Origin of the sequence: Chitinibacter sp. SCUT-21 (assembly GCA_041874755.1) — a bacterium.
Classification (GTDB): domain Bacteria; phylum Pseudomonadota; class Gammaproteobacteria; order Burkholderiales; family Chitinibacteraceae; genus Chitinibacter.
Window position 1 is genome coordinate 2116550 of the sequence record CP102611.1, and the last position, 20785, is coordinate 2137334.

Sequence of the window (20785 nt, forward strand, 5' to 3'; positions counted from 1 at the left end):
GCTCACCGCTCAGGTGAGCCATTTTTATTTTGCTGTGCGCATTCTGTTACCATCGCTATCACTGCATCCAGACCATTTGCTATGAAACTGAATATCATCGCCGTCGGCCACAAAATGCCCGATTGGATTTCTGAAGGCTACAACGAATTTGCCAAGCGCATGCCGCGCGATTTTGCGCTGACGCTGACCGAGCTCAAGCCTGATAAACGCATCAGCGCACGCACGCCGCAGCAGGTGATGGCCGAAGAAGCCGAGCGTATTTTGGCCGCGATCCCTCATGATGCGCGCGTATTGGCGATGGATGAGCGCGGCGCGAACTGGACGACGATGAAGCTGGCTGAAAACATGAAGCAATGGCAAATCGACGGCCGCGAAACGGTGTTTATCATCGGCGGCACCGACGGGCTCGACCCAAAAATCAAGCAGCGTGCCGATCAATTGCTGCAACTGTCGGCGATGACGCTGCCGCACGGCATGGTGCGCGTGATGCTGGCCGAGCAGCTGTATCGGGCGGTATCTATTCTCAATAACCATCCCTATCACCGCGAATAAAGCGGCTGCAAAGTTCGAATACGGCGTTAAAAAATCATTCAAAATCCTCATTTACTTGATGTAAATTCCGGTTTTTCATGATTTTTTGCCTTGTCTTCGATCTTTTCGCTACGCTTTATTGCGAGCGCAATCGTGCTAAGGACTAACATGACCCAACTCTATCTGGCTTCCGGCAGCCCACGCCGTAAAGAATTGCTGGCGCAAACCGGCGTGATTTTCGAGCGCATTGCCGCGCCGATTGATGAAACGCCGTTGACCAATGAAAACCCACGCGATTATGTGATCCGCATGGCGGTCGAAAAAGCAGAATCGGGCTGGCGCCATTTGCAGGACATGGGCTTGGCACTGAAACCGGTGTTGGCTTCCGACACGTCGGTGGTGTTGGGCGATGAAATTTTAGGCAAACCGCTCGACGCCGCCGACGCGACGGCAATGCTGCAAAAGCTCTCGGGCCGCACGCATGAAGTGATGACGAGCTTGGCGCTGCGCACTGAAAGCGGCGTTGAGACGATGCTTAATATCAGCCGCGTGACGTTTGCACCTTTAAGCGCGGCGCAAATCGCAGCCTACGTTGCTAGCGGCGAGCCGATGGATAAGGCCGGCGCGTACGGTATTCAAGGCGTTGGCGGTTTGTTTGTCGCGCATCTGGAAGGCAGCTACACCGGCGTGATGGGCTTGCCGCTGTATGAAACGGCGCAATTGATCGCTAAGCAAGGGTTGGGCTTGATGGCGGTCTAATTTGCCCCTATACCCAAGCTTGTATCTTATTAAAAGCCTTTCTGATAAAGGCTTGTGTTTATATACCCTTAAGGAGGCAAAATGGCTAAGCATGTTTTTGAATTACGCCACGAACACATCGCGCTGTGCGATTTACTGAAAGCCGTTGCCATCGCGCCGTCGGGCGGCATCGCGAAAATGATGATTGCCGCAGGTGACGTGCAGGTCGATGGCCAAGTTGATACGCGCAAAACCGCCAAAATCCGCGCTGGCATGGTCGTTTCTGCCTTGGGTGAAACGATTGAAGTGGTGCAAGCAAAATAAGTAATCCGCGGCGATTTGCTTAGGGCTGTTTTGCGATGTCGAGTGATGGCCAATTTTTTAGGTAATTGGCCATTGCGTCGCCCATGGCAAACTGAGGATTCGATGGGCGGATGCCAGCTAGGCTTTCGCGCCTTTTGATCTTGCGAGTGGTATCTAGGTAAATCGCAGACCAGTCGATGGGTTGCGAAAAGTCGCGATCATCCAGAAATTCGCGGCCAAAATACGTGTATTTATAGCCAAAGCCGCAGCCAAATGATGTATTTTCGGCGTCAGCCGCGGTCATGATCAGTGTTTTGTCGCCTTTCAGGCTGTCGTGATAAACACCTGAATAGCAGGCCGAAACAAATACCGCGCGCCATTGCACGCCAGCCTGCTCAAACGCATCTTGCAAGCCTACAACTTCCGACAATACGGGTTGATCTGTTCCGCGTTTTAGCGCGAGGCCTTGTTTGGAACCGTGTGAAACGAGGTAAATGGCAAATAAATCCTCGTCTAAATTCATTTTGTTAGCCAGCTTTTGAATGGCTAGCTTGAGCATAAATGGGCTGACCTGTGGCAGTGTCTCCGCATCTTTACGATTATTGCTCAAGCGCAGAATGCGATTTTGCACATTAAACGCGCCACCAATTTTTGTTGCGGCTAAATGCAGCTCATTACTAAAAACAGCGGGTTCATCAAAACCTGCGACAACGAGTAAGAAGGCCTCTTTTTTGCCCGCAACCCCTTCCGGAATCTGCGCTAATTGTTGATCAATCAGTTTTTCCATTTGCGAAACGCTTTGTGGCGGAATGCTGGCGCAAGCGCTCAGTAGGCACAAAGATGCGAGGCTAAGGCATTTTTTCATTATCGTGACCCGTTGAATTTTTCATATTCTAACGCCACAAGTAAGCAAATATTAAATTATTTTTCATCGAATTATTGTTTGGAAAAACCTGACGATTGCTTCGAGTAAGCCGAATAGTCCTCTTTAAACCATTGGCATAGACTGATCTTCGTGGCCGACGCACTGGGCGGCACGCAGACAATCAAAATGCTAGGAGAGGAAAATGAACGGATTACGCGATATTCGTATCGTTGGTGGTGTTGCCGCGCTGGTCGGTTTGGGTTTTGCCGTGAATGCTTTTGTGGCTTCGGTGGCGGCAAACCATGTGGGCGTTGAATTTAACCGCATCGACGGCAAGGTGGAGCCGGTGCCCTTATCCAGCGGTTGGCATATTATCGGCATCGGTACCAGCGTCGTCGAATTTCCGACGTTTACGCAAACCTACACGTGGACGCAATCAAAATCGGAAGGCTCGCCAACCGATGAGTCGATGAATTTTCAGGTCGCGTCGGGTGTCGTGATCAACGCGGATATCAGTATTTCGTACAGCATTGATTCGAGCAAAGCGCCAGTGCTGTACCAGAAATACAAACGTGGTTACGAGGAAATCACCAGCCAGATTATCCGCAATGCGATTCGTAACGCGCTCAATAGTTACGGCACAGCGTACGATGCGGAAGGTTTACTTGCCGGCGGTAAGATACGCCTAGCCGAACAAGTGCGCGGCAAGATTAATCAGGAAATGAATCAGTACGGCATCGTCGTTGAGCAATTTGGTTTTGTAAACGAAATGCGCTTGCCGCCGAATATTCAAAGTGCGATCAACGCCAAGATTCAAGCCACGCAAGAAGCACTGCAATCAGAAGCCTTGCTGCGCAAAAACCAAGCCGATGCAGCCAACGCGGTAGCGGTAGCGAAAGGTAAGGCCGAGGCGAAAATCGCCGAGGCGGAAGGTGACGCCAAAGCGCTGGAAGTCGTTGGTGAGGCGATTAAAAAATACGGCGCCGAAGCCGCGCAAGTGAAAAACCAAACGTTGTGGATCGAGAAATGGAATGGCCAATTGCCTACGACGAGTTTGGGCAATAACACCACGGCGATGGTGGGCGTGAAATAAATCTGGTTGTGTCAATTTCAAATGACCCCTGCCGTCAATATCGGTAGGGGTATTTCTATTTGGACCTTGATGAGGTTAGGCTTTGTCTATATACCCATGATATAGGCTATGAGCGAATGGTGTTGGCAATGTGCGCAGATCCTACGGTCAAACCGCAATACGTATCCTGATCAATTTCGCGAATTTCTGTCCGCAATTGGGTGCTGATGGTCGCGCTCCAATCGTTATGTGATGCCAATGTTTGGAGCAGGCCCTCAGATAATTCGCGCCGCGTTTCAACGCTTCTGCCGCGCAAAATCGACAGCGTAGCATGAACAAAAGCGCTGTTTTGCGCAGACCCGCCAATCCGAAAATCGTGCAAGGCGATTGCGCGGCTTTTGATTTCAATTTCTTTAAATAGGCCAGTCTCAATCAGGTATTGATTCAGGCTGGCCAGATTTTTGACCGCGTCAAAATCGCTGAGGTTCGCGGTGTATTCAAGCGTTAAATTAGGCATCTTGCTAGTCGCTAAGGCTATTCCAGAATTCCCTCGTCCACATTCGCCCACGGGCTATCTTCCACATACACCTGCTCGCCTTTAAATTTTAATTTCAGGCTGTAGTGCGTGTATTCCTCAGGGGGGAAGTGTTCGATCAACAGCGTCGTTTGATCTAGCCATTGCATCCGCGATGCGTATTGGCTGTTGGGTGCCGACTTGCGCCATTCATCGTTGACTGGATATTGATAGGTGGAGTATTTCCAATCACCTGCAAAACCAGTTGAAATTTTTTCGCTATCTTGTGGCGTCTCTCTGTTGCGATATTCAATGACTGCTTGGTCTTTATCCAGCGTGAATTTGATTTTAGATAGCCAGAAATCATTAAAGCGGATCGATTTATTGTGCAATTTCTTTTCCAGCGGTGAGCGCAAAGTGCTTGCCGCAGTGCCTTTTTCAAATTGGCTGATCTGCTGTGCTAATTGTTGCTTGGCTGCTGGATCGCTGGCGGCTGATGCATCGCTTTGTAAAAAGCGCTGATGCAGCTGATCAAGCCCGATCGCATTCATTTCATTGAGCTGGTTTTTGGCCGTCATCACCATGGTGATGTTTTCTTTCGGAAAGACCGCAATCGTTTGCCCACCCCAGCCCATCGCGGCATACCAACCATTACCCACCCACCATTGTGCGCCGTAGGCTGGAATAAACGAAAACTTACTGCCAGTGCCGACCCGTTTTTCGGTGCTATAGGCTACCCATTGCTGAGGAATAATTTGCTTACCCTGCCATTGACCTTGTTGGCGATAGAGCTCGCCAAATTTCAACATATCGCGCGGCAAGATATACAAGCCGCGCCCGCCACCGTAGCGACCATCGCGCAATTGCACCCAGCGCGTGTTCTTGATCGCCAGCGGCTTAAACAGTTTGGCTTCGGCGTAGTCGGCCAATGGCATACCCGTCGCGGCGCTAATCAATGCGCCGAGCAGATCTGATTCGGCGCTGTTGTAGTTAAATTGACCGACTTTATCGGGATTAATCGGGTAGCTTAAATACGCTTTGATCCAATCGTCCGCCTCGCGCACTTTGCCCCAGTCGTTCAAACCGCCAAAGAATTCGCTGTCCCACTCAACGCCGGTCGACATGCTGGCCAATTTCTCAACTGTTAGGGTTTTGCCATTTGGCAAATTCGCATACTGCGGCAGGATGTCGGCGACTGTGTTGCTCAATTTCAATTTACCCTCGCCAATCGCAATCCCGAGCAAGGCCGACATCACACTTTTTGTTACTGAATTGACCTGATGCACGATGTCGCCGCGGTTGGGCGCGGCGTAGGTTTCCAGCACGATCTGGCCGTTGCGGGCGACGATGACGCTATCGACATTGGTGCCCGGCGTCTGCAAATAAGTCAGCATTTTGGCCAATTTGGCCGAGCTAAGCCCTTGGCTTTCTGGGCTGACTTGATCGACTGATGCGGCAAAAATAGGCTGTGCGTACAGCAGTGAAAACGCGCTCGCAATCAGGAAGGGCTTCATCGGCAAAGGCTCTTTGGCTGTCATTAAAATTTCACAGGTATTTTGCTGTGTTTAATATTAATCAGCAATCGCCGAGTTTAAATTCATCGCTAAGTGCTTGATCAAGCGCGTAATAGTACATTGTGAACTAAATATCTATTTGGTCTAATTGGAAGGGTAATCATTACAAATTGTTATATTTGATGTACTGCCCAAATGTCTTGTTTGGGCAGGCATCTGATTTTTTTATTCATAATCAAATGGCTAGCCTCTGCCGATAGGGCACAGGCTATCGAATCAATTATGAAATGCAATTAGCTCTTATTGCGATCTCACTCTACAGTAAACCCATCACAGTTCTAGTGCAGGAGTAGCAAAATGACTCAAGAATCTAAATGCCCATTCGCCCACGGTGGCGTTAAAAATGTTCAGGCCGCAGCGCCGTCCAACGCCGATTGGTGGCCGAATCAACTCAAGCTCAATATCTTGCATCAACACTCTAGCCAATCCAATCCAATGGGCGAGAGCTTTAACTATGCCGAAGAATTTAAAACGCTGGATCTGGACGCGCTAACGAAAGATCTGCGCGAATTGATGACCGATTCGCAAGACTGGTGGCCAGCCGATTGGGGCCATTATGGTGGCTTGATGATCCGCATGGCGTGGCACTCGGCCGGTACTTACCGCACTAGCGATGGCCGTGGTGGTGGCGGTACCGGCAACCAGCGTTTTGCGCCACTCAATAGCTGGCCCGATAACGGTAACTTGGATAAAGCGCGCCGCTTGCTGTGGCCAATTAAACAAAAATACGGCCGTAAAATTTCTTGGGCCGATTTGATGATTTTGGCGGGCAATGTTGCGCTCGAATCAATGGGCTTTAAAACCTTTGGCTTTGCCGGCGGTCGCGAAGACATTTGGGCGCCAGAAGAAGACATTTACTGGGGCGTAGAAAAAACTTGGTTGGGGGATGAGCGCTATTCAGGCGATCGCCAACTGGAAAATCCGCTGGCCGCAGTGCAAATGGGCTTGATCTATGTAAATCCAGAAGGTCCGAACGGCAACCCAGACCCAGTCGCTTCAGGCCGTGACGTGCGCGATACTTTCGCACGCATGGCGATGAACGACGAAGAAACCGTCGCCTTGGTTGCGGGTGGTCACACCTTTGGTAAAGCACACGGCGCGGGCGACCCAACTTTGGTCGGCCCAGAGCCAGAAGCTGCGCCGATTGAAGCGCAAGGCTTGGGCTGGATCAACCAATTGGGCAGCGGCAAAGGCGTACACACGACGACCAGCGGGATCGAAGGCGCGTGGAAACCCAACCCAACGACTTGGGATAATGGCTACTTTGATATGCTGTTCGGCTACGAATGGGCGTTGACGAAGAGCCCAGCGGGCGCACATCAATGGGTGGCGCAGAACGTGAAACCAGAACACATGATTCCGGATGCGCACGATCCAAGCAAAAAACATCCACCGATGATGACAACGGCAGATTTGTCGCTGCGCTTTGACCCAGCATTTGAAAAAATTTCGCGTCGTTTCCACCAAGACCCACAAGCATTTGCCGATGCCTTTGCCCGTGCTTGGTTTAAATTAACGCACCGCGATATGGGCCCACGTGCGCGTTACTTGGGCGCATTGGTGCCGAAAGAAGAATTGATCTGGCAAGACCCGATTCCAGCCGTTAACCACGCATTGGTCGACGACGCAGACATCGCGCAACTGAAAGCCAAAGTATTGGCATCGGGTTTGAGCGTGTCGCAATTGGTTGCCACTGCTTGGGCTTCGGCGTCGACTTTCCGCGGCAGCGATAAACGCGGCGGCGCGAATGGTGCGCGGATTCGCTTGGCGCCGCAAAAAGATTGGGCGGCGAACCAAGGCACGCAAGTGGTTATCGCCAAACTCGAAGCGATTGCGAATGAATTTAACGCGGCGCAAACGTCGGGCAAAAAAGTATCGTTGGCCGATTTGATCGTGTTGGCGGGTGGTGCGGCGATTGAAACGGCGGCGCAAAAAGCGGGTCACAGCATTACGGTGCCATTTAGCGCCGGCCGGATGGATGCGTCTGCCGAGCAAACCGACGTTGAATCATTTGCCGTACTCGAGCCCAAAGCCGATGGTTTCCGTAATTACGCCCAAGCAGGTTTGGAAGCGTACGCGGCCGAACTATTGATCGACAAAGCGCAATTGTTGACCCTGAGCGCGCCAGAAATGACGGTGCTGATCGGTGGTTTGCGTGCCTTGAATATCGGCCAAAATGCGCACGGCGTATTCACGCAGCAAGCTGGCGTATTGAGCAATGATTTCTTTGTGAATCTGCTCGATATGAATACGCAATGGAAAAAATCGGACGCCGCCGGTGTGCTAGTCGGTACAGATCGCAAAACCGGCCAGCAAAAATGGACTGCCACGACGGTTGATCTGGTGTTCGGTTCAAACTCGCAATTACGCGCCTTGGCCGAAGTGTACGCAGCAAGCGACGCGCAACAAAAATTCGTCAATGATTTCGTCGCCGCTTGGGTCAAAGTAATGAACTTGGATCGCTTCGATTTGCGCTAAACACTACTTAAAGTTTGCTGCATTAAAAAAGGGCTGCATTTGCAGCCCTTTTTATTTTGACTTTGAATCAGACTCGATGCTCAAGGCGTGACGGTAAACCATTCCTTGGCTAGTTTTTGGGTTTCGCCTTTGCGCTCTAATTGCGATAGTGCATTTTCTAGCGCTTTTTGTCGCTCCAGCGAAATGTGCTTGCCAACTAGGAGGTAAAACGGCACCGAATCAAGCGGTGGATAAATAATGCGCAGCTCATTTTGGAGTTGCATGTCTTTCATCGTTTTAAGTGCCACCCGATGAGCGTGAAAGGTGTAACGACCGCGATGAGCCATGAGTTTGCGAAAATTAGCCTCAATATCAATCGCTTCGGAATCCACATGCGTGACGCCTATTTTTTGTAAATAGCTAACAAAAGGACCGTCCCGATTTAATAAAATAATGGCATCTTTACCCATTGCTTTGATTTCATCCCAAGATTTGGGCGATACGGGATCATCTCGACGGGCAACGAGCACATAATCTTGGCGATAAATTGGGATATTAATAAAGCTATAGCTCTGCTCTCTGGCTTCTGTTTTTGCCAGACCACACATTAAGTCGAGCTCACCCGATTTGATCCAGTATTCGATGCGTTTCTGGGGCACAAATTCGGGTACATATTCAATGGTTTGGCCTTCTTTATTTAATAAAGCAAATAAAGCTGGGCAAAAACCTTCCTTTGGTGTTTTCCACTTTAAGATGGAGTCTTCTTCTGCGGCTGTGCGCCAAGTTGGCCCCGTTGCAGAGGTGTGCAGCGAAACAATTAAACCAATGAGCAGAACCAAATAGCGCATGATGATCCCTCTCTATCCGCATCTAACTCTAGTTTATAGTTGCTAAGCTTATACTCACCTTGGGTGATTGCTTAGCAGGACGCGTTTTTCGGATTGGCGGTTGTGTTATTGAATGCGGGGGTTTAGCTTGTTGAATCAGCCATCGGGATAAATGCGTTGACCCACGCTCATCCCGATATGCACGGCGATTAAACCGCAGAGCTTACACGACCGAGCGAAGCAATCATGCTGGAGCGCTTTTGTTGAGTATTTTAAAAGGGCTGCTTGCTATGCAACCCTTTATGTATATGTCTGAACACTAGATAATATCTAGCCTACAACGTTATACACCTGCCCAGTTTGTTGGCCTTCTACGCTTTTGCTAAAGGCGCGCGCTACTTTGGCGGCGGCGACGGGTTCAAAACCGCGGAAGTATGGGCCGTAGCTGGGGAGCGATTCGATCAAAACGCTGGGGCTAATCGCGTTGATGCGCAAGCCACGCGGCAATTCGATCGCCGCTGCACGCACAAAGCTTTCAAGCCCGCCGTTAACGAGGCTGGCATTGCTACCGTACACGATGGGGTCGTGAGTCAGTACGCCAGTAATCAGCGTGAAACTGCCTCCATCATTGAGTAGGTGTTGGCCTGCCAATACCAAATTCACTTGCCCCATTAATTTATCAGCCAAACCGATGCCCATTAGCTCGGGGCTCATGTCGGCGAGCGTACCAAAATGCACATTGCCCGCGGCGGAAATCACCGCATCCACCGCCCCGGCTTGGGCATACATCGCCTGCACGCTGGCAAAGTCTTTTAAATCCACTCGAATATCGCCGCTATTGCGCCCAGCGGTAATGATGTCGTGCCGCGCTGCGAGTTCTTGGTGTACCGCTTGGCCTATGGTTCCATTGGCGCCGATCAGTAGAATTTTCATGGTGTAGCTCCTTGCTCCGTGTTATTCATGAATCAATGGTAATGCGGTGCAATTTGGCGATAAACTAGCTAGAAATGGACTCATTGTTTACCTATTGGAAACAATATGACGGACTGGCTACAACTGCAGCAACATTGGCCGTGGGCAATGGCTTTTGCCGCCGTGATGCAGCACGGCAGTTTCACCAAGGCGGCCCAAGCGTTGGGCGTTTCAAAAGCCTTGCTGAGCAAACAAATTCAGCAACTGGAACACGCGCTGGGTACGCAATTGTTGTATCGCACCACGCGGCGTCTTCATTTGACCGAAGCGGGCAAGCTGTATCTGGCGCATTGCCAAGATTGGCAGGCGCGGCTGCAAGCGGCGCAATTGGAATTGGCCGAACAGCGGCAAACGATCGCGGGGCATTTGCGCATCACGGTGCCGACCAGTTTTGGTGGGGTGTTTATGGCCAAGGCTTTACTGGCATTTCGTGCGCAATATTCGCTGCTCAGTATTGAATTGGATTTATCCACCGTGCCGCGCGACTTAGAAGCCGAAGGCTACGATTTAGCAATCCGCGCCAATTTGCCGCCACCTGAGCGGCTTATTTGTCGCCCTTTGGCGATGGTGCACGATTGGTTGGTGGCAACGCCTGAATGTTTGGCAGCGCAGCCGCCGCTAGCGCAAGTGGCCGATTTGGCGCAGGTACCGTGCTTACTCAATAGCCATTTCGCGCAGGCGCAAGTGTGGGAGATGACGCGCGATGGGCAACTGTTTAGCGTGACTGTTTCTGCGCCATTTCAGGCCAATGATTACGCCTTGATTCGCAATTTTGCTTTGCTCGGCGCAGGTGTGGCGCGTTTGCCGGGCTATTTAGTGGCAGGCGACGTGGCCGCGGGGCGACTGATACGTGTATTGCCCGAGTATCAATTGCGCGGATTGCCGATGTATATGATTTATCCGCAACGTTTGCCACAACCGGCGAAGGTGAAGGCCTTGGTCGACTTTCTCGCTCATTGGTTTGCTGCGCCCGAGCAAAGCCAAATGCTTAATTAAGCCCAAGCCCAATCAGACAAAAGCCAGACAAGGCACGCTGTGCGCTGTCTGGCTTTTGGAGATGCAGTGAATAGGGGTTGCGACTATTCAACCATCTCTTTGTACGCATACCAAGTGGCGTGCCCCAAGAGCGGGAAGATCACGACGAGGCCAATTAAATAGGTAGCAAAACCAATCGCGGTGAGGGTAACGATCAAGGCTGCCCACACGACCATGGTGCCGATGTTTTCGGCCACGGCGCGCAAGCTGGTCATCATGGCGGTGACGCTATCTACTTCGCGATCGGCCAGCATCGGGATCGAGACGGCAGACAATGCAAATACAAAGCAAGCCAGCACAAAACCCGCGGCGACCCAAACCAAGGTGAAGTTGAGGTATTCGCCTGTCAGTGCGCTGATAATTGATGTTCCGGCAGGTACTTGCCCACCGTATAGCAGAGCAAATAAAATCGCCGAAACGCGTTCCCACGCAATCGCCACCATGCCCAGAATCACACCCAAAAATGCAATCTGGCTCAGGTTTTTACCCATATCGTGCAATGACTGCATAAATGAAGTTTCACGACCTTCTTCGCGCTCGCTCGTTAGCTCGTAAATCCCCGCCGCAGCCAGTGGCGACAATAATAAAAAGCCGGTAACCAAGGTTGCGAAAAAGTGCCCGTTCGGGTCGACCATGGAAAGCATCAACCAACCCACCACGGTAACGATGCCGCCGTAGGTGAGGCTAGGGCCCGGGTGTTGCAATAAATCGGCCATTCCCATTTTTAGCCAAGCGATAGGCCGATCTGCGCCGACTTTGCGCGTCTTTGGAATCGTAAAGTGTTGATCCAATTCGGAAAGGTGCATGTCCATGATCCTTCTCCCTGAAAGGATGGTAATAGTTCTTGTTAGACTGTTTTGGCATTTATTGGATTGTTGATCCGATAGACGGCTTTGTTGCGACGCACAATTTTAGTCTTTATAAATCAATAACTTGGAATCCTTGAGAAAGCTGAAAAGTTTGCTAGCGTAAAGAAACACAGTGGCTAGCGGGGTGCAGCGATGCTGGGAAGAGCAAGACTAGGGTTAATCGGTTTGGCGGGCTGCACGCAGCTGGCCAAAGCGGAAGGGGAGTTTTGGACTTTCCAACCCCCAGCCAGCCAGATTGCTTGGCAAATTGAAGGGCTGCACAGCTATTTAATGATCATTATTTTGATCATTTTTGTGGTCGTTTTTGGCTTTATGTTTTACGCGATTTTACGCCACCGCAAATCGCTAGGGCACGATGCCAAACCCTTTCATGAAAACACCACCGTTGAAATTTTATGGACCTTGATCCCCGCGCTGATTTTGCTCGGCATGGCCTGGCCTGCCGCGAGTGTGGTGCTGGCGCAAAAAGACAGCCGTGGCGCGGCGATGACGATTAAAGCGACCGGTTTTCAATGGTTTTGGGCGTATGAATACCTCGATTATGGCTTCGGTTTTAAAAGCAAACTTGCCACGCCGCAGGCGCAAATTGATAACCACAATGGCCAAGAAAGTAGCAAGAACGAGCATTATTTACTCGAAGTTGATCATCAACTCGTCGTCCCCGTCGGGCAAAAAATTCGCATTTTAACAACGGCAAACGATGTGATTCATAGCTGGGGCGTGCCCGCGTTTGGCGTGAAGCAAGACGCGATTCCCGGCTTTATTCGTGATACTTGGTTTAAGGCCGACAAAATTGGGACTTATCGTGGCCAATGCGTTGAGCTGTGCGGTAAAGGCCATGCGTTTATGCCGATTGTGGTGAAAGTGGTCAGCGAAACCGATTTCAAACAATGGATTGCCGAGCAGCAAGCGCGCGCCAAAGCGCAGCAGGACGACCCAAATAAAGTGTGGAGCGACGCCGATTTAATCACGCGTGGCCGCCAAGTGTATGAAGCCAATTGCCAAACTTGCCACCAAGCCGATGGCAAAGGCAGCGGCCCATTCCCGGCGCTGGCGGGGTCGAAAATCGCCAGCGGCAACAAGGCTAATCATTTGCACATCGTGCTCAACGGCAAAAATGCGATGCCAGCGTGGACCAGCTTATCGGACGTTGAAATCGCCGCCGTGATTAGCTACGAGCGCAATAGCTGGGGCAATAAGGCCGATGTCGTTCACCCGCAAGAAGTTAAAACAGCACGAGGCGCCAAATGATGACTAGCCTTGCACACCCACATACCCATAGTGAGCATAGCGCTGAACATCATGCTGGATGGGCGCGCTGGCTATATGCCACCAATCATAAAGACATCGGCACGCTGTATTTATGGTTTGCTTTTGCGATGTTTATTACCGGCGGCGTGATGGCGCTATGCATTCGCGCCGAACTGTTTCATCCCGGAATGCAGTATTGGCAGCCGGAGTTTTTTAACCAGCTCACCACCTTGCACGGCATCATTATGGTGTTTGGTGCGATCATGCCCGCGTTCACTGGCTTGGCCAATTGGATGTTGCCGCTGATGCTCGGCGCGCCCGATATGGCGTTTGCGCGGATGAATAACTGGAGCTTTTGGCTGCTGCCGCCCGCAGCGGCTTTGCTGTTAATTTCGCTATTTGTACCTGGCGGCGCACCAGCTGGCGGTTGGACTTTATACCCGCCATTGTCGGCGCAAGCGGGGATGGGGATGGATTTGGCGATTTTCAGTATTCACTTGCTCGGTTTGAGCTCGATTATGGGCTCGATCAATATCATCACGACGATTTTGAATATGCGCGCGCCGGGCATGACGATGCTGAAAATGCCGCTCTTCGCGTGGACGTCTTTGGTCACCGCGTATTTGCTGATTGCCGTAGCTCCGGTGCTGGCGGGCGCGGTGACGATGCTGCTGACCGATCGGCATTTCGGCACGCATTTCTTTAACGCGGCAGGTGGCGGCGATCCGGTGCTGTTCCAGCATATTTTCTGGTTTTTTGGCCACCCCGAGGTCTACATCATGGCGCTGCCCGCGTTCGGGATTGTTAGCCAAATTATTCCGACTTTTGCCCGCAAGCCGCTGTTTGGCTATGTGTCTATGGTTTACGCAACCTGCTCGATCGCGATTTTGTCCTTCATGGTCTGGGGCCACCATATGTTTGCCGTCGGTATGCCAGCGACGGCGCAGCTGTTTTTTATGTTTTTAACCATGCTGATCGCCGTGCCGACCGGCGTGAAAGTCTTTAACTGGATCGCTACGATGTGGCAGGGCAGTATGACGTTTGAAACGCCAATGCTGTTTGCAATTGGCTTTGTCTGCCTATTTACCGTCGGCGGCTTTTCGGGGCTGGTGCTGTCGATTGCGCCGATTGATACGCAAATGCAGGATACGTATTACGTTGTGGCGCATTTTCACTATGTGCTCGTCGCCGGCGCGCTATTTAGCCTGTTTGCCGCCGTGTATTACTGGCTGCCGAAATGGACTGGATTTATGTACCACGAAGGGCGCGGCAAACTGCATTTTTGGTGGTCGATCGTGTGGTTCAACGTGACGTTTTTCCCAATGCATTTCTTGGGCCTGGCCGGTATGCCGCGCCGGATACCTGATTACGCGCTGCAATTTACCGACTTTAACGCGGTGGCCAGCGTTGGTGCATTTTGCTTTGGCCTTGGCCAGCTACTGTTTTTTTATAACGTCATCCACACGATACGCGGTGGCGTTGGGCCCGCACCAGATAAACCTTGGGAAGGCGGCAATACTTTGGAGTGGGAAGTGGCTTCACCAGCGCCGCACCACACGTGGGAATCGCCACCTGATATCGAGCTAGTGCGTCGGGGTCTGATTGCGCAGGCCGTTGAGCACGAAGAGGAGGGCGATGCGCGATGAGCCAAAACCTAAAAACCGCGCTGAAATTATTGCTATTGGCCTTGGTGTTTTTTGTATTTGCCATCTTTCGGCAGTTATGGGTATCTGTTTGAAGGTTAATAGATAAATTGCTTACTAGGCGATACATGGATGGGTATATGGAAAGCCGCGTAATTTCAATGCAGCAAAAAAACCAGCGCCTTGCGCTTAAATTGGCATTGGCGGCCTTGCTGATGTTTGGTTTTGGCTATGCCCTCTCGCCTTTTTATGCCGCGTTTTGCCAGTTTCTGGGCATCGATCGCGCCAACGCCAGCTTAACCAGTGCAGGCGCGGCTTTGCGGGTTGAGTTTGACGTCAATGTTGCGCCCGAAATACCGGTGACGATGCAGGCTTTAGACGGCGTACAGGTCGCGCATGCGGGCGGGCAGGTCAGGGCACGGTTTTTATTGCGTAATGAATCGGATCAAACGGTTTATTTGCGCGCCCTACCCAGTTTTGCGCCGGTACGCGCAGCGGGTTTATTGCAAAAACTGGAATGTTTTTGTTTTAACGCGATGAGTTTGGCAGGCAATGAGCAGCGCGAAGTGACTGTGGTGCTGATGGTGGCCAATCAATTGCCACCGGAAATGGGCGCGGCCACTTTGTCGTACAGCTTGCAAAAAATCGACCCTGGTCAGCTGCGGGCGATGTAAATGTTACGCGCGATTTTGGCTGTGTTTGCCGCATTTTTTGGCGTGCGCAGCCGCAAAAATGCGCTACAGCGCGTGAAATTGTGGCAAATCGTTGTGGCGGGATTGCTGTGTGCTGCGGTATTGACTGCGCTGGTCGGTTTGCTAGTTCGCTATTTGGTCTCTGTGCCGTAGTGGGGAGGTGAATGATGAATGTTGAAAACGGAGTTCATGATGCGCATTATTTTGTGCCATCTCCTTCACGCTGGCCGATTGTGGGATCGGTGGCGCTGTTTTGTATGGGGCTAGGTGCTGCGCTGAGCATCAATAATGTGAGCGGTGGGGTTTGGGTGCTGATTGCTGGATTTGCGATTTTGCTGTGGATGATGAGCGGCTGGTTTGGCGATGTGGTGCGCGAGTCCGAGCGCGGCAATTATGGCCAGCAGGTGGATTACTCGTTCCGCTGGGGGATGAGCTGGTTTATCTTTTCTGAGGTAATGTTCTTCGCGGCATTTTTCGGTGCGCTGTTTTATACGCGGCTAATTTCGGTGCCTGAATTGGGTTTGCCCAGCGATACGCAATTTCATTTGTGGCCCAATTTTCAAGCCGAATGGCCGATCTCTACCGGGCCTAAGTCCCCCGATTATCAATCGATGCACGCCTTTGGCCTGCCAGCGATCAATACCGCTCTGTTGTTAACGTCTGGCGCGACGCTAACTTGGGCGCATTGGGGTTTATTGCAGCAAAACCGGCGTGTTTTAAGCCGAGGCTTGGCTGCGACCATTGCTTTGGGCGCGCTGTTTTTAAGCCTGCAAGCGTATGAATATCACCACGCGTGGACGAGTTTAAATCTGACGTTAGCTTCCGGCGCGTATGGCGCGACGTTTTACTTGTTAACTGGCTTTCACGGCCTGCATGTGCTGGTAGGTACGCTGATTCTGATCACGATGTGGCTGCGCGTGCAGCGCGGGCATTTTACGCCGCTGCACCATTTTGGCTTTGAAGCGGCGGCGTGGTATTGGCATTTTGTCGATGTGGTGTGGTTGATGCTGTTCTTATTTGTGTATGTGATTTAACCGTCCGTTGAAAACTACTACGAGACTCAAATACGGCGTTAAAAAATGGCTCAAACTCCTCATTTACTAGCGGTAAACTCCGAGTTTTCGCCATTTTTTGCCTTGTCTTAGAGTCTCTCGCTACCTTTTCAACGGACTGTTAAACGCGCTTTGCTACGGTGTTTACCTTAGTCAATTTGTGAGCTGCACCAGTTAAATCCGCACTATAAAAAAGTATGCGTGCTAGCTCTGCCAACGGGTGCACAGCAGCACGATAAACAAAGTAATTGATAGGCCGACGCGCCAGGCCAGCATTTTCCACATCGGCTGTGATGCGCCACGAATCAGACTAAGCAAGGCCTGCGCTAGCGAGAACAGCAAGGCGAGTAGCAGGATGCCGCTGAGAAGGAGCAATAAAGTGGCAACGATATTCATACCCAACCCTCCACATCACCAGCCTAGTCATCATTGGGCGCTTTTGCGCGAAAAACACGCGCGGGGTGCGTTAATGCTAATGGCGCTGATCGCTTTGACGGTATTTTTAGGCGTTTGGCAGCTGTGGCGCGCACAGCAAAAAAGCCAATTATTGGCCGAAATCGCCCAGCAGCAAGCTTTGCCGCCACTCGCTTGGTCGCATGGTGTGCCGCCTGCGTGGCGGCGCGTGCAATTGCAGGGGCAGTGGCTTAATCAATACGAAATTTGGCTCGATCATCGTATTCACGAGGGCCAAGTCGGCTATCAGATCGTGACGCCATTTCGACTTAAAGACGGCTCAATCATTATGGTGAATCGCGGTTGGTGGGCGGCAGGAGAGCAAAAACTGCCTCTGCCAGCCAAGCAAGCGCCTATGGTGCAAGTACAAGCATGGCCGCGTTATTTGTCGTTGGGTAGTAGCGCGGTCGATGGGCGGATTTTTCAAAATATGGACCCGGGCCGTTTTGCTGCGTGGGCATATTTGCCGCTACCTAGCGCATATGCCATCGCGATGCAGAACGACACCGGTTTAGCTGCCATCGAAGCAGAAAGGCCCTTTGGTGTAGAGCGGCATCTAGCGTACGCGCTATCGTGGTTTTTGATGGCGATGTGCGGCTGGTTTTTACTGCGACGATACTATTTAAAGGCCTAGGTATGTTGGCAAAAAGCAATCCCCGGTTGGTGCTGGTGGCAATACTCTCTATCTGTATTCTGCCATTGCTGCTGGCGCAAGCCGCGTGGCAGTGGGCGAGGCCACAAGGCGGCCAAAGCTATGGCCAATTGATTGCTGAGCCACTACTCGCTCCTGATGCGGTTGCGAAATGGCAGTTGCTGCCGCATACCGCGAGTACGTGTTCGGATCGCGATGCTGAGTTCGCACAATTGCTGCAATCAGCCCAGCATTTGCAACGCGCGCAAGGGCGCGATCAAACACGGCTCATCGTTAATTCATGCCCAGTTTTTAGCAAAACCATGCCCAATGGACTGTACCTGATCGACCCGCACGGCAATGCGGTGCTGCGTTACTCCTTGGCTCAGCTGCAAGACGCGAAAGGGCGGCAAACCGCGCTGCGGGAAATCGGCAAAATCCTCAAAAATAATCAAGGATTGGGTTAATGCGCTTTAGCCAACGTTTGCTCATCGTCGCCATCATTTGGACCGCCTTGTTGATGACTTTGGGCGCGTATGTGCGTTTGCAGGATGCCGGTTTGGGCTGTCCAGATTGGCCTGGCTGCTACGGCCATTTCACCGTGCCCGATGAGCACCACGAAATCCGCCATGCCGAGCAGCATTTTGGCCTTGCAGTCGATGTGGCCAAAGGCTGGAAGGAAATGATTCATCGCTATGTGGCTTCAGGCCTAGGCGTGCTGATCATCGTGTTGAGCCTTGTACTTTGGCGTGAACGGTGGCGCGCTGGTCGTAATCCTTGGCTTGCATTATTGCCCTTAGTGGTGATTTTGCTGCAGGGCGCTTTTGGTATGTGGACGGTGACGCTCAAATTAATGCCCGCTGTCGTCACCGGCCATTTAATCGGTGGGATGAGCTTATTGATCTGCTTAATTGTGCTGCTGGCGCGCGAACAGCAGCCTTGCGTGCTCGATGTGCGTTGGCGAGGATTGTGGCGTTTGGCGATCGCCTGCGTGGTGGCGCAAATTATTTTGGGCGGCTGGGTGTCGACCAATTATGCCGCGCTCGCTTGCAATGGCTTTCCGCAGTGCCAGGGCAGTTGGGCTATGCCATCGGGCTTGAGCGAGGCTTTACGCCCTGATCGTGAGCTGGGTTTGAGTGCCAACGGCGTGGCGCTGAATATTGAGCATTTGGCTGCGATTCATTATCTGCACCGCATCGGCGCCATGCTGGTGCTGGCTGTAGTTGGCGCGCTGGCTTGGTGTCTACGCCATCGCCTGCCTTTGTTTGCCTGCACCTTGGCGGCCGCTTTGCTGCTGCAAATTGCTTTGGGAATTAGCAATGTGTTGTTGTCGCTGCCTTTGCCCTTGGCGCTGGCACATCATGCCGGCGCAGCATTCTTATTGAGCTGTTTGGTGTATTCCTACTCGCGTTCAAGCTTTGTAGTGCAAACGCGCGCGATGCCAAATTTCAATCCGCAATTGCCTGCTGCCAGCACCATGGCAAAAGACAGTATTTAACGGGGGCATGCTCGATGCAAACTCTAATTTTAAGTAGCCCGCCACATTGGCGAGAACTCTACCGCTTGGGCAAACCGCGCGTGGTGATGCTGATTGTGTTTTGTGCATGGATAGGGATGTTGTTGGCAGGCGTGAACCAGCAAAACTGGCCGACGATGCTGGCCGCGGTACTGGGAATTGCGCTGATCGCCAGCGGAGCCGCGGCGGCCAATTGTTTGTTTGAAGCTGATCGTGATGCTCAGATGCTACGCACGCATTTACGCCCGCTGGCGCGCGGCAGCGTTACCCCGCAATGGGCCGCGCTGTATGCGATGAGTTTAACGCTGTTCGGTGCCATGCTGTTGGCTGTCTTCGTAAATACACTCTCCCTGTATTTAACGCTAGCTACCTTTATTGCTTATGCTGTGGTGTATACCCGTTGGTTAAAACCAGCTAGCCCGCAAAATATTGTGATCGGTGGTGCTGCGGGGGCGATGCCGCCAGTGCTGGGTTGGGCTGCGATGAGCGGCGGTGTTTCCGCTGAAGCGGCTTGTTTGTTTTTGATTATTTACGCGTGGACCCCGCCGCATTTTTGGGCGCTGGCTTTGTATCGCATTGATGATTATCGCAAAGTGGGGCTGCCGATGTTGCCTGTAACGCATGGGCGATCATTTACGCGCTTGGCGATTTGGTTGTATAGCTGGATTTTGGTGGCGACGACTTATCTGCCCGTGGCGTTAACATTCTCAGGGCTGATTTATGCGCTTGCCGCGACGGCGCTTAATGTGTGGTTTTTGTCCGCGGCTTGGCGCGTGTATCGGCACAGCGCTGACGATCTGGCCGATCAAGCAGCGCGGCGTTTATTTCGGGTTTCGATTGCGTATTTAGCGTATTTATTTGCCGCGTTATTGCTTGATCATTATGCTGCGGTCTTGGCTAGAACAAGCTAATCATTTCTTGGCAGGCTTCGTCCATTTCAGCGCGCAAATCAGTGTATTTAGCGTATTGCAGTTCTTCAGGCTCGACGAGGTCGGGAATGTCGAGCAATTTCATTTCATCAAAGCCACCAGCAAATAAATTGGCAACATAAATGACATCGCCTAAGTTGCGTGGATTTTCAACAAAGGCGCGCGGGTGGTCGATTTCAGTGACAGCCTCGACAATTTCGCTGGGTAAACCTAAAGAATCAAGCAAGATGGTGCCGATGCTTTCGTGCCACTGCCCAACCAGAAATTCAACCGTTTTGGGGCGCTCGGATAATTCTGCATAGCGGCCAGCACGATCGAGCATAAAGAAAGCACCTAGATCGTGTACCAGACCCGCTAGCATGGCGACTTCGGGGTTGACCCGAGTCAGCCGTCGGGCGATGACCCGTGCAATCATCGACGTTTTCAAGCTATGCAGCCACAGGCGGTTTGATATGTCTTCAAACGCAGTTAAATCGCGAGAGCGAATTAATTGCTGCATCGCGCAGGCCAGCGCTACCGAGCGTGCTGTTTCCATTCCGACTCGAGTTAGAGCCGCGTTTAAATCAGAAATGGTTTTTCCCATCGGGTTGTACACAACCGAGTTCGCTAATTTAAGCAGCTTAGCCGTGATTAAGGGGTCTTTTTGAATCTCATGCGCGACGCGTTGTAACGATGCGGTTTTGCTTTTCATCACCGTGCTAATTTGCACCGATGCATCAAAGCAAATCGGGAAAATCACATCGCCTTCGAGTTCTTTGGCGATATCAACCAGCATGGCAAGGCGTTCGTCATGTAGCTGATCTGCGGTTTTGTTGGCAAATTGCAAAATAGACATGGTGTTCAAACAAAGGCCGACGACTT

Annotated in this window: 23 protein-coding genes; 15 read left to right on the forward strand and 8 right to left on the reverse strand. The window is 51.7% G+C overall.

The features are described 5' to 3' along the window. Positions 1-81 precede the first annotated feature (81 nt). From rlmH to NT239_09885, 3 genes are all read left to right on the forward strand, one after another. Positions 82-552, forward strand: a complete 471-nt coding sequence (rlmH, locus tag NT239_09875) for a 23S rRNA (pseudouridine(1915)-N(3))-methyltransferase RlmH (GenBank protein ID XGA70099.1) — start codon at positions 82-84, stop codon at positions 550-552. Between the two features lie 147 nt (positions 553-699). After that, positions 700-1290, forward strand: coding sequence for a Maf-like protein (locus NT239_09880; protein XGA70100.1), 591 nt, complete (start codon positions 700-702; stop codon positions 1288-1290). A gap of 81 nt (positions 1291-1371) precedes the next feature. Further along, positions 1372-1593 (forward strand): RNA-binding S4 domain-containing protein, encoded by a 222-nt coding sequence (locus NT239_09885; GenBank protein ID XGA70101.1) that lies wholly within the window; start codon positions 1372-1374, stop codon positions 1591-1593. Positions 1594-1612: 19 nt separating this feature from the next. On the opposite strand, the gene NT239_09890 is transcribed toward NT239_09885, so the two are convergent. After that, the gene (locus NT239_09890; GenBank protein ID XGA70102.1) at positions 1613-2359 is read right to left on the reverse strand and encodes a C13 family peptidase; all 747 of its coding nucleotides are present in this window, start codon (positions 2357-2359) and stop codon (positions 1613-1615) included. 280 nt (positions 2360-2639) lie between these two features. Here NT239_09890 and NT239_09895 point away from each other — a divergent pair, with 280 nt between their 5' ends. Further along, positions 2640-3530, forward strand: a complete 891-nt coding sequence (locus tag NT239_09895; protein XGA70103.1) for an SPFH domain-containing protein — start codon at positions 2640-2642, stop codon at positions 3528-3530. Positions 3531-3636: 106 nt separating this feature from the next. Here NT239_09895 and NT239_09900 read toward each other — a convergent pair whose 3' ends face one another. Both NT239_09900 and NT239_09905 read right to left on the reverse strand, forming a co-directional pair. Beyond that, the gene (locus NT239_09900) at positions 3637-4026 is read right to left on the reverse strand and encodes a 5-carboxymethyl-2-hydroxymuconate Delta-isomerase (protein XGA70104.1); all 390 of its coding nucleotides are present in this window, start codon (positions 4024-4026) and stop codon (positions 3637-3639) included. Positions 4027-4043: 17 nt separating this feature from the next. Next, entirely contained in the window at positions 4044-5561 is a 1518-nt protein-coding gene (locus NT239_09905) for a beta-lactamase family protein (GenBank protein ID XGA70105.1), read from the reverse strand. A 333-nt stretch (positions 5562-5894) separates the two neighbouring features. On the opposite strand from NT239_09905, the gene katG reads away from it, so the two are divergent. Further along, positions 5895-8075, forward strand: a complete 2181-nt coding sequence (gene katG, locus NT239_09910; protein XGA70106.1) for a catalase/peroxidase HPI — start codon at positions 5895-5897, stop codon at positions 8073-8075. 80 nt (positions 8076-8155) lie between these two features. On the opposite strand, the gene NT239_09915 is transcribed toward katG, so the two are convergent. After that, positions 8156-8902, reverse strand: coding sequence for a transporter substrate-binding domain-containing protein (locus NT239_09915; protein ID XGA70107.1), 747 nt, complete (start codon positions 8900-8902; stop codon positions 8156-8158). Positions 8903-9211: 309 nt separating this feature from the next. Continuing rightward, positions 9212-9814, reverse strand: coding sequence for a short chain dehydrogenase (locus NT239_09920; GenBank protein ID XGA70108.1), 603 nt, complete (start codon positions 9812-9814; stop codon positions 9212-9214). A 105-nt stretch (positions 9815-9919) separates the two neighbouring features. On the opposite strand from NT239_09920, the gene NT239_09925 reads away from it, so the two are divergent. Continuing rightward, on the forward strand, positions 9920-10849 hold the full coding sequence (locus tag NT239_09925) for a LysR family transcriptional regulator (protein XGA70109.1): 930 nt from the start codon (positions 9920-9922) through the stop codon (positions 10847-10849). A gap of 83 nt (positions 10850-10932) precedes the next feature. Here the strand turns inward: NT239_09925 and NT239_09930 are convergent, their stop codons facing one another. After that, on the reverse strand, positions 10933-11700 hold the full coding sequence (locus NT239_09930) for a DUF2189 domain-containing protein (GenBank protein XGA70110.1): 768 nt from the start codon (positions 11698-11700) through the stop codon (positions 10933-10935). A gap of 189 nt (positions 11701-11889) precedes the next feature. Between NT239_09930 and coxB the strand changes: the two genes are divergently transcribed. The 5 genes from coxB to NT239_09955 all read left to right on the forward strand — a co-directional run bounded on the left by coxB (position 11890) and on the right by NT239_09955 (position 16377). Then, the gene (gene coxB, locus NT239_09935) at positions 11890-13008 is read left to right on the forward strand and encodes a cytochrome c oxidase subunit II (GenBank protein ID XGA70111.1); all 1119 of its coding nucleotides are present in this window, start codon (positions 11890-11892) and stop codon (positions 13006-13008) included. Further along, entirely contained in the window at positions 13005-14654 is a 1650-nt protein-coding gene (gene ctaD, locus NT239_09940) for a cytochrome c oxidase subunit I (protein XGA70112.1), read from the forward strand. Before coxB ends, ctaD begins: the two co-directional genes overlap by 4 nt. A gap of 137 nt (positions 14655-14791) precedes the next feature. Then, entirely contained in the window at positions 14792-15325 is a 534-nt protein-coding gene (locus NT239_09945; protein ID XGA70113.1) for a cytochrome c oxidase assembly protein, read from the forward strand. Further along, positions 15326-15496 carry a DUF2970 domain-containing protein gene (locus tag NT239_09950; GenBank protein XGA70114.1) on the forward strand — a complete coding sequence of 57 codons (171 nt, stop codon included), beginning with the start codon at positions 15326-15328 and terminating at the stop codon, positions 15494-15496. 14 nt (positions 15497-15510) lie between these two features. Next, the gene (locus tag NT239_09955; protein XGA72795.1) at positions 15511-16377 is read left to right on the forward strand and encodes a cytochrome c oxidase subunit 3; all 867 of its coding nucleotides are present in this window, start codon (positions 15511-15513) and stop codon (positions 16375-16377) included. A 222-nt stretch (positions 16378-16599) separates the two neighbouring features. Here the strand turns inward: NT239_09955 and NT239_09960 are convergent, their stop codons facing one another. Next, positions 16600-16791: a DUF2909 family protein gene (locus NT239_09960; GenBank protein XGA70115.1), complete on the reverse strand. Its 192-nt coding sequence runs from the start codon at positions 16789-16791 to the stop codon at positions 16600-16602. On the opposite strand from NT239_09960, the gene NT239_09965 reads away from it, so the two are divergent. The 4 genes from NT239_09965 to cyoE are packed head-to-tail and all read left to right on the forward strand — an operon-like array spanning position 16775 to position 19906. After that, a complete protein-coding gene (locus tag NT239_09965; protein XGA70116.1) occupies positions 16775-17482 on the forward strand; it encodes an SURF1 family protein in 708 nt (235 codons plus the stop codon). The two genes, NT239_09960 and NT239_09965, sit on opposite strands and share 17 nt — an antisense overlap. Before the next feature lie 2 nt (positions 17483-17484). Next, positions 17485-17946: a hypothetical protein gene (locus NT239_09970; protein ID XGA70117.1), complete on the forward strand. Its 462-nt coding sequence runs from the start codon at positions 17485-17487 to the stop codon at positions 17944-17946. Beyond that, on the forward strand, positions 17946-18977 hold the full coding sequence (locus NT239_09975; protein XGA70118.1) for a COX15/CtaA family protein: 1032 nt from the start codon (positions 17946-17948) through the stop codon (positions 18975-18977). Before NT239_09970 ends, NT239_09975 begins: the two co-directional genes overlap by 1 nt. Before the next feature lie 14 nt (positions 18978-18991). Beyond that, the gene (gene cyoE / locus NT239_09980; protein ID XGA70119.1) at positions 18992-19906 is read left to right on the forward strand and encodes a heme o synthase; all 915 of its coding nucleotides are present in this window, start codon (positions 18992-18994) and stop codon (positions 19904-19906) included. Here cyoE and NT239_09985 read toward each other — a convergent pair. Next, positions 19893-20759, reverse strand: coding sequence for an HDOD domain-containing protein (locus NT239_09985; GenBank protein ID XGA70120.1), 867 nt, complete (start codon positions 20757-20759; stop codon positions 19893-19895). The genes cyoE and NT239_09985 overlap by 14 nt on opposite strands. Positions 20760-20785: the final 26 nt, after the last annotated feature.